At 43.7% G+C, this 14,157-nt stretch carries 8 protein-coding genes; all 8 read right to left on the reverse strand.

The window, feature by feature from the left end:
* Positions 1 to 219 precede the first annotated feature (219 nt).
* The 8 genes from rmf to AK966_RS12525 all read right to left on the reverse strand — a co-directional run bounded on the left by rmf (position 220) and on the right by AK966_RS12525 (position 14,012).
* Entirely contained in the window at positions 220 to 393 is a 174-nt protein-coding gene (gene rmf, locus AK966_RS12490; protein ID WP_099077961.1) for a ribosome modulation factor, read from the reverse strand.
* Positions 394 to 563: 170 nt separating this feature from the next.
* A complete protein-coding gene (locus AK966_RS12495) occupies positions 564 to 2,348 on the reverse strand; it encodes a DUF3466 family protein (RefSeq protein WP_119464256.1) in 1,785 nt (594 codons plus the stop codon).
* A gap of 7 nt (positions 2,349 to 2,355) precedes the next feature.
* The gene (locus AK966_RS12500) at positions 2,356 to 4,275 is read right to left on the reverse strand and encodes an ABC transporter ATP-binding protein (RefSeq protein ID WP_119464257.1); all 1,920 of its coding nucleotides are present in this window, start codon (positions 4,273 to 4,275) and stop codon (positions 2,356 to 2,358) included.
* Positions 4,253 to 4,504, reverse strand: coding sequence for a glutaredoxin family protein (locus AK966_RS12505; RefSeq protein WP_182852664.1), 252 nt, complete (start codon positions 4,502 to 4,504; stop codon positions 4,253 to 4,255). The genes AK966_RS12500 and AK966_RS12505 overlap by 23 nt, the downstream gene beginning before the upstream one ends.
* 19 nt (positions 4,505 to 4,523) lie before the next feature.
* Positions 4,524 to 6,647: a bifunctional 23S rRNA (guanine(2069)-N(7))-methyltransferase RlmK/23S rRNA (guanine(2445)-N(2))-methyltransferase RlmL gene (rlmKL, locus tag AK966_RS12510; protein WP_119464258.1), complete on the reverse strand. Its 2,124-nt coding sequence runs from the start codon at positions 6,645 to 6,647 to the stop codon at positions 4,524 to 4,526.
* Between the two features lie 508 nt (positions 6,648 to 7,155).
* Positions 7,156 to 7,698 carry a cell division protein ZapC gene (locus AK966_RS12515; RefSeq protein WP_099077957.1) on the reverse strand — a complete coding sequence of 181 codons (543 nt, stop codon included), beginning with the start codon at positions 7,696 to 7,698 and terminating at the stop codon, positions 7,156 to 7,158.
* A 164-nt stretch (positions 7,699 to 7,862) separates the two neighbouring features.
* Positions 7,863 to 8,873, reverse strand: coding sequence for a quinone-dependent dihydroorotate dehydrogenase (gene pyrD, locus AK966_RS12520; RefSeq protein ID WP_119464259.1), 1,011 nt, complete (start codon positions 8,871 to 8,873; stop codon positions 7,863 to 7,865).
* A 297-nt stretch (positions 8,874 to 9,170) separates the two neighbouring features.
* Positions 9,171 to 14,012, reverse strand: a complete 4,842-nt coding sequence (locus tag AK966_RS12525; RefSeq protein ID WP_119464260.1) for an NAD-glutamate dehydrogenase — start codon at positions 14,010 to 14,012, stop codon at positions 9,171 to 9,173.
* Positions 14,013 to 14,157 lie beyond the last annotated feature (145 nt).

Genomic DNA, 14,157 nt, shown 5'->3' on the forward strand with positions numbered 1-14,157 from the left:
ATACTTATAAAAGGCTCCATTGGAGCCTTTTTGCTATTTTGCATTTGTGTATACGTTATGAACGTGTAAATACTTGGTCTAATTACCATGCTTAACTTGCAGAGAAGACGATGATTTTAGATCTAGTCACTGCATACCTTCGTCTTGAAGTGGCTTGGGTATAAACGCAGAAAAGGCTCTTAACGAGCCCTTTCGAATCCTTCTATTGTATGTGGAGAGTTATTTGTAGAGACCAGACTGTATTTCATCTCTGGCATCACGCCAACCACCTAACCAATACGACCGAGCGTCAACTTGCTGATAAGGACAGGCCTCTTGAGACCTACCATTCAAACCAGCCTTGTATCCTTGAGATTGAGCTCGTTCTAGGCGATCACGCTTTTGTCTCTTCATAGTTAATTCCTCATACAGGTCCATTTACTAACGTACATCTGTTTTGTGAAACTTTAATGGAGTTTTTATGACTCCAACTACAAGGATCGATCAGATTTTTGCTTTTCTCAAGGTATAAAAAAAGCAGAGGTCCATTTCTGTGAACCTCTGCTTGATTTGAAAATTATTGACTATTTTCTACGGAACCCAAACAGTCCCATTAGTGTCAAAGCCCAAAGACCAAGGCCAGCACCTTGACGCTCAGCCGCAGTTTGTTCAACAGGTCGCTTAACGATGTCTTCTGCTGTTTTATTTGCTAATGGTATTAGCTTAACTGCCACCACTTTCTCTGCATTAGCCTCTCCGCCTTTGCAAAGTGAATTGTGAGCCGTGGTGTCATAGCCTCCTTCACACATCGTTGCAGTCGCAGAAATAACGCCTGCGTCATTGATATCCGTTGCATCGACAATTCGGAACTGGTTGTTGTTGCCAGTAGCATCACCATCGTTGGTCAGGTTGTCGAGAAGCCATGCTTGGTTATCAAAAATAGCTCGACGATCTGGATCTGTGCCTGTGAAATCATATGGGTTGATGAAGCCACGCTTACGTCGTGCTTTACCGCCATCTTCACGGGTATTTTCCGCGTCTATTTGACCCACGATCTCGTTGTAGTTATTTAGCCCACCGATTTCACCACCTGCTCCAGGGAAGAAAATATCACCAGAAAGATATGTCGCTGATGGTGACTCAATATCTTTAATAACGAATAAACGGTTCGCTTGAGCACCATTTTCTGGCGTATTCAGTTTTGATTCGCCTACAGCAAGTTTGTTTTTGTTGATCGCTTCAATGACTGTGTTGGTAAATATGTAATCAGAACCATCGTCAGATCTTGCGCCCAAAACTTGTTTAGGCGGTTCCCATGTTAAAGTTTCGATAACACCGGGAGTGCTAAACTTGCCTTTATACACAGTAGCATCAAGGTAGTTACGATCCGAATCCCACGTATTGAAACCGACCGCATAGATTGAATCCCCCGCCTCTGAAACGACAAAATCACGAAGGCTACCTTGTGCTAGACGATCATCTTCAATAATTTTACCTGAAGGCCAATTAATCTGAGATACGTTACCATTTTGATCCCAAATCGCAGCTTTTGACGCGTAATTATTCCCGTAATCGTTACTTTGTGCGTAAGAAACGCTGCCTGAGATCAAGCCAGTTTTACTATCACTGCTCCAAGCCCGTACTTGAGCATAAGCGGTTCTGGTATCTTCAGGATTTAACTTTTCAAACTTAGGCTGTTCACCTGGGGCAATCGCTTGATTACCGGTTTTCAACTTCTCTGAGAGAGTATTCACCACAGGATTTCGTACGCTCTGATTACCGATGGGAACTACATTCTCGTCTAAAGCGTTAATGACATTATTATACTGGTTATCAAATGTCTGACCTTCAACAAATGCCAGCGCGACGGAATCTGTATTGAGCGTGTAACGAACTTGATTTAATGGCGCCCAAACACTCGAAGCCCAACTTTCACAGGTCTCATAACCCAAATTGAAAAAACAATACGATTCAAGTTCGTCATAATCTTCTAATGAGCGGAAACGTGGATCGGAGGCAAACGGAACTTCCTCTCTAAAATTCACGCCGTCAATGGATTTACCAGCTAATAGTGAAGGAAGAGTGCGTCCATCAGACAGTTTTGTTGGGCGCGTTTCACCAGCCAAAGCGAACGTATCTTCGTTACAATCGGCACCGTTATCGAAACAGCCTAGTTTATAAGGCATTGTTTGATCGCTATCTTCAAACACGTTACCGGCTTGAATGGCAACGCCAAACACGGCTTTATCCGTTGTATCTATTGCATCAGGCTGAACCTCAACAACTTGATACAATGCTGCATTAGCGTTCATCGCTGTACCCACCATCATAGCGACAGCGGTTAATTTGAATTTGTTACTACAATTCATGGAATTCTTAACTATCCTGTTGCATTGCTTCGAGTTCTTCCCATCTCTCGAACGCGATTTCCAACTCCTGCTCTACGGCAGCAAGTTGTTCCAATACCGGTTGAGTCTGTTCTACAGGTTTGGTGAAGAACTCTGGGTCATTCACCTGTTCTTGTAGAGTCTCAATGTCCGATTCTAATTGTTCTAGTTTAGCTGGAAGAGCTTCTAATTCTCTTTGCAGCTTATACGATAACTTCTTCGAATTGTTCTTAGGCTGCGTTGTTTTGGGAGTTTCCTCAACCACTTTCTCTATCTTCGCTGCTTTTTCCATCACCGAGCGTGATGCTAGAACTTGTTCACGCTGCTGCTTCGCATCGTGGTAGCCACCAACGAACTCTTCGATTACGCCGTTACCTTCAAAAATCCAACTCGTGGTTACTGTATTATCAACAAACTCACGGTCGTGACTCACAAGAAGCAACGTGCCCTGATAATTGGCAAGCATTTCTTCTAAAAGTTCCAACGTTTCGATATCTAAATCGTTGGTTGGTTCATCGAGAATAAGCAAATTATTTGGTTTCAATAAGATACGAGCAAGTAACAAACGGTTTTTTTCACCGCCAGACAGTGCTTTGACTGGAGTACGAGCACGTTTTGGTGCGAATAAGAAATCTTGTAAATAACTCAATGCGTGACGCTGACGACCGCCGACCATCACTTCTTGCTTACCATCGGCAAGGTTATCAATCACGGTTTTTTCTGGATCGAGAATTTCACGGTATTGGTCGAAGTACGCCACTTCGAGTTTAGTGCCACAGTGTAAGCGACCTGACTGGGCTTCGAGTTGGCCTAGCAGGAGCTTTAGTACGGTACTCTTACCGCAGCCGTTCGGGCCAATAAGCGCAATACGGTCACCACGCATGATGTTGAAACTGAAGTTATCAACGATCTTCTTACCTTCAAAAGCAAAAGAGACGTTTTCTGCTTCAAATACAATTTTGCCAGAGCGTGATGCGTCATCTATGTTCAAGTTAACCTTGCCTTGTACATCGCGACGATCACGACGCTCTTCACGGAGCATTTTAAGTGCGCGAACACGCCCTTCGTTACGAGTACGACGAGCTTTGATGCCTTGACGAATCCAGACTTCTTCTTGAGCCAGCTTCTTATCGAATTCTGCATTTTGCATCTCTTCAACACGAAGCATCTCTTCTTTATCATTCAAGTACTGGTCGTAATCACCAGGGAAAGAAGCTAACTGCCCACGGTCTAGGTCAACAATGCGAGTTGCCATTGACTTAATGAAAGCACGGTCGTGGGAAATAAAAATGATAGAACCTTTGAAATCCTTGAGAAAGTTCTCTAGCCACTCGATAGTCGTGACGTCTAGGTGGTTGGTAGGCTCGTCAAGTAGAAGTACGTCAGGATCGCATACCAGCGCACGCGCTAATGCCGCTTTACGCTGCCAACCTCCGGATAAATCCGTTAGTTTAGTCTCAGCACTGAGTTTTAGTGCGGCGAGTACGTTCTTTACTCGGTCATCAAAGCGCCACGCATTGAGATGATCAAGTTGTTCTTGAATCTTCGCTAAACGATTAATGTTCTTCTCACTTGGGTCATGAGCAACAAGATCGAGAAGATCGTGGTAGATCTTTAATTGTTCTCCGACTTCGGCTAAACCACCAGAAACGTAGTCGTAAACCGTACCTTCTTGATTACGAGGAGGATCTTGCTCCAGACGAGAAACAACGACGTCTTGCGTAATTTGAATCTTGCCGTCATCCAACAGTATATCGCCGGCGAGCACTTTCATTAAAGTCGACTTACCAGCACCATTTCGCCCTACTAAACAAACTCGTTCGTTTTCTTGTAGTGCAAACTCTGCTTTATCAAGCAGTGGATGATCACCAAATGCCAGTTGCGCGTTATGAATGGTAAGTAATGCCATTATTTTCCAACCAATGTGTGAGCTGTTCCAAGTCAAACGGCCAGTTCAACTCAGAATCTTGATATTTTAAAACAGGAATTGTGACGCCGTAATGGGAGAAGAGTGCGTCGTCAAACGCAATGTCGACGACGTCTGTTTGTTCGGCGAGACCAACCTGGCCTACGAGGTCAAACGCCATCTCACAGAGATGGCATCCTTCAGTGCTGTATAATGTAAGCACGTTTAACATCCTTTTACTTGTTCATCCTTTATTCAGCGTGAGTCACGATCCAACAGTTATGAATGTGCTTATTGCGTGAGAAGTCTAGCGGCAGTGTTTGAGACGAGATATTTTGAGCTTTCAAACCTAGCTCTGCCAACCCTGCTTCGTCCATCTTAAAGTGACGTTTGTTGTTTGAGAAAACAATCGTGCCGCCAGAACGCAATAGACGCTTTAAGTTCGTCATTAACTTAATATGGTCACGTTGAACGTCGAACGATGTATCCATACGTTTTGAGTTAGAGAACGTTGGCGGATCGATAAAGATAAGATCGTATTCACCGGCCGCATTCTCTAGCCATTGGAGACAGTCAGCTTGTTCATAATGATGCTGGCGACCAACGCAGCCATTGAGCTTCATGTTGTCTTTTGCCCAGTTAAGGTAGGTGTTTGACATATCGACGGTCGTCGTAGAACGGGCCCCACCCACTGCAGCATGCACTGTCGCACTGCCAGTGTAAGCAAACAAGTTCAAGAAATCTTTTCCTTGCGCCATTTCACCAAGACGACGACGCGTGATTTTATGATCAAGGAAAAGTCCTGTATCAAGATAATCGTGAAGGTTTACGATCAACTTCACGCCATATTCATTCACTTCCAGCGTTTGTGACACTTGACCAAGTTTTTGATATTGGCTGCGACCTTTTTGCTTTTCACGAACTTTAAGTACTACTTTGTTCGCTTCAACGCCGGTCACCTGAATCGTGGCGCGGATAATATCGGTGAGACGGCGTTTCGCTTTCTCTTCCGGAATATTTTTAGGTGCCGCATATTCTTGAATCACGATTTGATCCGCGTATACGTCAATAGCGACATTGTACTCAGGCAAGTCTGCATCATAGATTCGGTAGCAGTCTAACTTCTCTTTACGTGCCCATTTACCAATCTTACCGATATTTTTCTTAAGACGGTTTGAAAAGTCTGGTGCAATTTGAGTACTCGTATCTACGCCCTTCACTTCATCAGCGTTACGTTCTGCAATGCTGTAGTTTTTTTGGTGACACGGTAACGCACCGTTATTCAGTTTAAACTGTTTGTCTGCACGCATACGTAAGCAGCTAAGCAATTCATCTGAGCTAGAGAAAATAGATGCCTTGCACCCACCGAACTCTGCTTTTAACTGACCACCGAAAGCCGTGTATAAGGCGATCAAACCAGGTTCAGTACCAAGGCGCTCACCGTAAGGTGGGTTTGATACGATAACGCCAGCTTCAAAGCCTGCCGGACGAGTAATTGTCGCCGCATCACCTTGCGCAAATTCGATTAGCTCTTCAACACCAGCTCTGCGGGCATTGTCTTGCGCCACTTTCAGAACTCTAGGGTCGTTATCGAAGCCAAAAAACTTAGCGTCAACTTTTTTGACGCCGCGTCGCGCTTGAACATTTGCTTCAGACTTAATCTCTGCCCACGTCTCTGGTTCAAAATCTTCAAGGGATTCAAAACCCCATTGCTTACGCTTAACGCCAGGCGCCATATTTGCTGCCATCATCGCCGCTTCGATAAGGAGCGTACCTGAACCACACATAGGGTCGAGTAAAGGTTGATGACCATCCCAACCACAGCGTAGGATGATAGCTGCCGCTAAAGTTTCACGCAGTGGCGCACGGCCAGACTCTGGGCGGTAGCCACGTTGGTGCAGGCCGCTACCCACCATATCAACACCTAGAATTGCTTTGTCTTTGTGAAGGCGTACGTGAACACGGAGATCTGGAGACTCTTTACTGATGTTCGGACGAGGTAAGCCCTTCTTTTCAAAGCAATCTACGATGCCATCTTTTACCTTCATTGCACCATATTGACTGTTGCGGATTTCTTTGTTTGTACCGTTAAAGTCCACCACAAAGCGCTTAGAACTGTGAAATTGGTTTACCCAGTTAATTGAAGACGTAGACAGATAAAGATCCATATCGTCATTACAGGTAAATTCCGATAAAACACGTACAAATCGAGACGCCAAGCGGCTCCACAAACAGCAGCGATAAATTTGCTCATTCGTTGCTTTAAATTTAACGCCTGCCTGTACTGGTTTTGCGTTTTCAATGCCTAGATTTGTCAGTTCTTCAACAAGCAAGTTTTCCATGCCGTTTGAAGTTACCGCGAGATATTGATTCATAGTGTTCTTTCGCTGATAAAAAATAGCTTTAATTATACCTGACTTTACGATCAATGCCTCGTTTTTAAAGGTATTTTGACTCTGCTAGTACAAATTGCCACCAAATCTCTGATCAGTAACTTCCACCAAACCATCATTTATCCTCCGGTGCTACCGTTTTTCCCCAATTAATATTTATCGTACTCAAATGCGAAGTGAATACTTATTTACATAGATTTTGGTCTATACCAATCATAAATTCACACTGAAAATTACTTACATAATTGCGATATAGAGGAATAAATGACGCAAAATTCAGTTCAGCTCTGGGTTATGTTCACAGATTTTGTAGGAAATATTTTGCGTAATAGTGACTTAGTTCATGATTACATGAGCATTAATTAACCAGTAATCTGTGTGATGACGCTTCAAAAAAGCAGAGGACGGCATGGGAAAAGTAAAAAAAAATCGACCGGACTGGTCGATTAATGCAAACAAAGGAACGAAATGAAGTAAATCAAAAGGGAAATTATCCCACCATCGCCATAGGGGCTAATACAAACAGGTGGTTGGCACTGGCCATTCGATCATGCATCACTTTGATTGGTTGTCCAAAGTGTAGTGTCTTATTGTTGCTAAGAAGGAAATCTTCTTGCCCAACATAAATGCAAAGACTGGATGTCTCGCCGGGATCAAGAACGATGAACACACCTTCAGAATATTGATTAGTAAGGAAGACCATATCCCCTTCTTCCGGCTCATGACCACAGGATTGCGCATCAAAAAACCAGCTCTTAGGTTGGACAGGCTTATGAAAACGGTTTGCTGCAACGCAGTAGAGAGTGAGCTCAGCTTGACGGTATTCACTGATGTCGAGACAACGAATCTTTTCGCTGTAGGTTTGAAACGCGCTTGCGTCATCGACAGTAAACTCATTGTTTGAGAAGGCGCAGTTGACCAGCAGTTTACGGCACAGATTGGTTTGGAAAATCATCTCCTCCCCTAAGTCCAGCATTAGACACGCTTTTTGCTCGTCAAAATACCAATTCCATTTGTCGCTAGGTTTAAGCATTATTCCGTTCTCTCGTGACTCGTGACTCAGTGGTAAGAGGTAAGACGCTTAATTACCTACTCATGATTTCAAATTTTACAAATGAACGGATAAAAAAAAAGAGGAAACGCATTCCCCTTTTTTATGTTATAACTATCTACTTCTCAACAAGTTAACTGCGAGTTTTATAGATTCTTAACGATATCACGTACCAGACCAGGGCCATGATATATAAAGCCGGTGTAAACTTGAACTAGTTGAGCACCTGCCATCATTTTTTCTTTCGCTGCGACATATGAGTCAATGCCACCCACGCCGATGATCGGAAGTTTATCACCTAACTCTTCATGAAGTTTGCGAACCACTTCGGTAGAACGTGATTGTACTGGACGGCCACTTAAGCCACCCGCTTCATTCGCATGCTTCATACCTTCAACGATCGTACGATCCAACGTGGTGTTCGTCGCGATGACACCATCAATCTCATTCTTCAACAAAGATTCACAAATCTGACTAATTTCGTCATCAGTCAGATCTGGCGCAATTTTCAGTGCTAGCGGTACATACTTACCATATTTGTCTGCAAGCTCAGATTGTTTTGCTTTTAATTCTGATAGCAATTCGTCTAACGCTTCACCATATTGAAGAGAGCGTAATCCTGGCGTATTTGGTGATGAGATATTCACTGCAATGTAGCCAGCATACTCATACACTTTCTCCATACAAATCAGGTAGTCCTCTGCTCCTTTCTCAATCGGTGTATCTTTATTCTTGCCGATATTGATACCAAGTACACAGTTGAACTTTGCCTTCTTTACATTCTCAACAAGATGATCCACCCCCATATTGTTGAAACCCATTCGGTTGATGATACCTTCCGCTTCAACTAGACGGAACAAGCGAGGCTTATCATTACCTGGCTGTGGGCGAGGCGTTACGGTGCCCACTTCGACAAAGCCAAAGCCCATCGCATCAAATGCCTCGATGCATTCGCCATTTTTGTCTAAACCAGCAGCTAGACCGACTGGGTTACGAAATGTCAGTCCCATACATTCTACTGGACGGTTTGGTAGCTGTTGTCGATAGAAAAGATCGAGAGGTGTTCCGTTAAAACGCTGGAAATTTTGAATTGCAAGATCATGTGCCTTTTCGGCATCAAGTTGGAAAAAGCCAGTTCTGGCTAGACGGTAAAGCATTGTGCCTCCGAAAGAAAAAAGCCCCGTGTAAACGGGACAATATTATTTACTCTTTTTGCAAGTAATTCAATGAAAATGAATGAATTAAGAAAAATAGTATCTTTACTTTAACGATTTTACATAAAATCAATAGATTAACTATCAAACTCCCCATCAAAATTGGCAACTTATATTCAAAAAGCAAACGGTTTCATCCAATTTTAAACACAACAAACGTGACACTGTCGCTTATTTTGTTTATTTGGAAAACAAAAAAGCCTCGTGTTGACGAGGCTCTTGTAATTTTAATTTACTCTCCTACTCGCTTGCTGAGCAATTTAAGTTAAGGAGAACAAGCTCACGTAGCGCAACAGAGAATTTAGCAAACTCGTGTACGGAACCCACCTTAAATTCATTAAGAATACTCTCCCAGCGATGTAATGAGGATTCATTACTCATGATCCAATCATCGAGAGCTTGCATCACATCAAGATCTGGCGTCGAACATCCACAATTTAAGACTTGCGCAGTTAACTGGCGTTGCTGCCAATCGAGATCTTCTCTAAATGCGGCTCTTGCTAATGCTTGCCAGTTGTTATCCACCGCTTGGCTATTGATTTGTTTCAAGAACCAGTGTAGTGACAAACGATCACCTAAGTTAAAGTAAAGTTTCGACGCCTGCTCAACCGTTTTGCCAGTCTCGTTAGCGACAGCTGATATATCAAGTGCAGACTGAAGGCTAGATAGACGAGCAACATGATTTGCAAGCTTCTCTTCTACTCCACACGCCATCCATTTCTGTGCAAGTTCGTTATGCTCCTCAACTTCTGATGCGACCAGCATATCGTCTAATGTTTTAGTGATGGCATGTACATCACCTTTGTACATGGCAACTAACTCCGTCACTGTACTCTTCGCACTACGATTGCGTAATAGCCAACGGGAGATCCGACGCAACGCACGACGAACATAAAACATGATTTCATACTGCGCCGCAGCCGTCGCAACATTATCTAATGCACGTGTCTGCTGGAGTACATCCGCCAATTCGAAGATTTCACGGCTTGCACTGTATGCGTTTGCAATGTCGACAACACTTGCCCCCGTTTCTTCTTGCAAACGAGTGACGAAGTTACAGCCCATCTCATTGACCATTTGGTTCGCAAGTGCGGTAGCTATGATTTCAGCACGTAGTGGATGGTTAGTCATTTGCTGTTTATAGTTACGGCGTAACTCGCTTGGGAAGTATTCGACAAGCTGTTTAGCATGGAATTCATCGTCAGCAATTTCAGCTACCGCAAGTTGCTCTTTAAGAACCATCTTACCGTACGCAACCAAGACGGATAGCTCAGGCCTGGTCAAACCAAGTCCTTGCTTTTCACGCTCAAGCAAAGTTTCATCGTCTGGAATGTACTCTAACCCTCGATCCAAGTAGCCTGCTTTTTCCATGGTATGAATGAAACGTATTTGCTCTTTTACGATACTCACGCCTTGCTGTTCAGTTACAGAGATTGACTCCGCTTGGCGATAGGCATCATCCAATACGATGACACCAACTTCGTCTTCCATCGATTCTAAGATCTGGTTTCGCTGCTTGATAGTCAGGTCACCATTAGAAACGAGGCTGTTCAAGAAGATCTTGATGTTTACTTCGTTATCTGAGCAGTCAACCCCACCAACATTATCAACAAAGTCGGTATTTACACGGCCGCCTTTAGTCGCATATTCGATACGACCAAGTTGTGTCATACCTAAGTTTCCGCCTTCGCCCACGACTTTGGCTTTTAGGTCACGGCCGTCAATTCGTAACACATCGTTCGCACGGTCACCAACTTCCGTATGGGTTTCTGTGGATGCTTTCACATAGGTTCCGATCCCGCCATTCCAAAGCAGATCCACTTCCATTTGCAGAATCATCTTAATCAGATCGTTTGGTGCCAAAGACGCTTTCTTTGTACCTAACATCTTCTGAACTTCCGGTGTCAATGAGATCGACTTCGCGCGACGAGAAAAAATACCACCACCTTGCGAGATCAACGCGGAGTTGTAATCTTCCCAACTTGATCGAGGCAGATTAAACAAGCGATTACGCTCTTCCCAGCTGGTGGCTGAATCAGGATTAGGATCAAGGAAGATGTGCATGTGGTTGAAGGCCGCTTGTAGCCGGATATGCTTAGATAACAGCATACCGTTACCAAATACGTCACCAGCCATATCACCAACACCAATCGCAGTGAAGTCAGTCGTCTGACAGTTGATGCCCATTTCTCGGAAGTGGCGTTTCACCGACTCCCAACCACCTTTAGCAGTGATCCCCATTGCTTTGTGGTCGTAACCATTAGAGCCGCCTGATGCAAACGCATCACCTAACCAGAAGTTGTACTCGTCAGAAACCGAGTTTGCTAAATCTGAGAACGTTGCTGTACCTTTGTCTGCTGCGACAACTAAGTATGGATCGTCTTCGTCATGACGCACAACGCTCTTAGGGGGAACCACTTTACCTTCGATGATATTGTCCGATACATCCAGTAGTGCACGAATGAAGCGTTTGTAACAACGTTGGCCTTCAGCAAAGATCTCATCACGGTTGCTTAACGTGTGTTGACGTTTGCAAACGAAGCCACCTTTCGCACCCACAGGAACAATAACGGTGTTCTTAACTTGTTGCGCTTTTACTAGCCCAAGAATCTCGGTACGGAAATCTTCTTGGCGGTCTGACCAACGTAAACCACCACGTGCTACTTTACCACCACGTAGGTGAACACCTTCAATATCCGGTGCATAAACGAAAATCTCAAATGCAGGAACTGGCTGAGGAATCTCTGGAATCTCACTCGGCTTCATCTTCAATGATAGCCAAGGTTTAGGCTGTTTAGCTTCGTCTAACTGATAGTAGTTGGTTCGAAGTGTTGCCGTGATCATTTCCATGTAGCGACGAATAATACGATCATCATCCAAGCTTTCTACACGATCTAACTGTTCCGTAATTTTCTTAATCAGATCATTTTGACCTTTTTCACTTCCCTTGTGCTTCGGGTCAAATCGTTTAGTAAATAGATTTACAAGGCCAGTTGCCAAATCTGGATAATGACTTAATGTGTCTTCAATGTATTGTTGACTGAATGGGAAGCCGACTTGGCGCATGTAGCGAGCGTAAGCACGAAGAATAGATATTTCACGGCCAGATAGAGAGGCACCTAGCACCAAACGGTTGAAGCCATCACTTTCTAGGCTACCATTCCAAATTGCGGCAAAAGCTTGCTGGAAACGGTCACGTGCTTCGCGAAGATCCACGGTTTTTTCACTCTTATGAAGCATCGAAAAATCAAGAATCCAGCACGTTTGTCCATTCGTTTTTTCAATTTCGTACGGTGACTCACCGATCACGCGTAGGCCAAGATTTTCCAACATCGGCATGACATCAGAAAGGTGAATTGGTTCATCGCGATGATAAAGTTTCAAGCGAACCGCTTTGGAATCGACGGACTCTTCTTGGGGGCGATAGAATAACATGCCAAGTTTGTTATCGTCGCTAAGCGCTTCTAGACGTTCAATATCGGCAACCGCTGAACCTGGCATCATATCTTCTTTGTAAGAACGTGGGAATGCGCTCATGTATTCTTTAGAAAGAGGTAGGCCTTTACTTTCACCGAAGTTAGCGATGATGGATTCTTTTAGGCGATCATCCCAAGAAGTGGAAACTTCCATTAAGTTCTGTTCAATCTTTTTCACGTCTACATCAATATTATTATTGTCTACACGAACAATGTAATGGGTTCTTGCTAACGGACTTTCCGAGAAAAATGTTGTAAATTCAACCTCTTGCTCGCAGGTAAAGTATTGTTTAAGAATGCGTTGAGTCTGGCGACGAAGTTCTGTGTTGTAACGATCTTTAGTGACATAAACCATACAGCTGAAGAAACGACCAAATGGGTCTTTGCGCACAAAAAGACGTAACAAGTCACGATCTTGCATTTGAACGACGCCCATTCCCACTTCTAATAGCTCTTCTTCACGAGCTTGAAGCAATTCATCCCGTGGGTAGTTTTCGAGGATATTGTGAAGCGCTTTATAAGAATACGAACCATGGCGGTAGCCACTTGCTTCAAGGATCCGCCCCACTTTCTCTCGGATCAATGGAATACTGTGTACTGCTTGGTTGTACACGGCTGACGTATAGAGCCCAGTGAAGCGATGTTCACCGATGACTTTTCCATTTTCATCAAATTTCTTAACGCCAATGTAGTCCGTATATGCTGGACGGTGGATACGGGACGCTTGATTACCCTTAGTAATAATGAGTGCGTAAGGTTTTTTTGCTTCTAGACGAGCAGAATCAGAGAGCTCCGACAATTTTATACTGCGGACGCGTTTTTCATCGGCGAAGAGACCTAAACCGCTTTCGTGTGTTGGCTTAAGTTCACTATCCCCGTTAACACTAACAAGATCATATTCTTTGTAAGCCATGAAGGTGAAGTTATGATCGCCTAACCAGCGTAGATACTCGATCGTTTCATCTAAACGATCCGTATTCATTGACACTCGATCTTTATTTTGATCCAGTTCGTTAGTGACGATCTTGAGTTTTTCAACCATCTGTTTCCAGTCATCGACGACAAGACGAGTATCAGACAAGATTGCAAGCAGCTCTGCTTTCAATGCTTGCATCTTGTCTTTACTGGTCAAACGGTCCACTTCGATATGGAATAGTGATTGAAGAACACCATCCTCGCCGTTTACTTCAATTACTTGGCCTTTCTTATCACGCTCTAACTGAGTTGGGTTATTCAGCATCAAGTGACAAGCAAGATCAAGTCTCGTCAACGCCATCTTAATCGAGTCAACAAGAAATGGACTATCTGGTACAACAATTTCAACGATAGTGTGAGTCGATTGCCAACCTTGACGGCTGACCATTGGATTGAATACTCTGACAGAAATCTCTTCAGGTTTCTTTTCATTAATATGGTGCCAGAGGCTAACAACAGCACCATAAAGGTCGGATTCATTTCGCTGAATCAAATCATCATCAGCAATGTTACTAAATAAGTGTTGAGCAAGTTTAGTTACAAGCGGTTGGTGAGAAAGCTCGAGTTTGTCTTGAATCAGTTGGTATACCTTTTCAAGCAGAACCGGCACTACATTTTCACGCGCGGTCATATTCACACTCCACATTAGAATTGTTGTTTTGTAGGGGGAATCAGTAACTGGCATCTGCCCAGAAACCAATCATAGGTAATGCATGCAGTTATTGTAAAAGCATAATTACAAATGGTTAACAAAAAACACAGTGGTAAGAGGTGAA

The organism is Vibrio sp. PID23_8 (genome assembly GCF_003584965.1).
GTDB lineage: Bacteria > Pseudomonadota > Gammaproteobacteria > Enterobacterales > Vibrionaceae > Vibrio.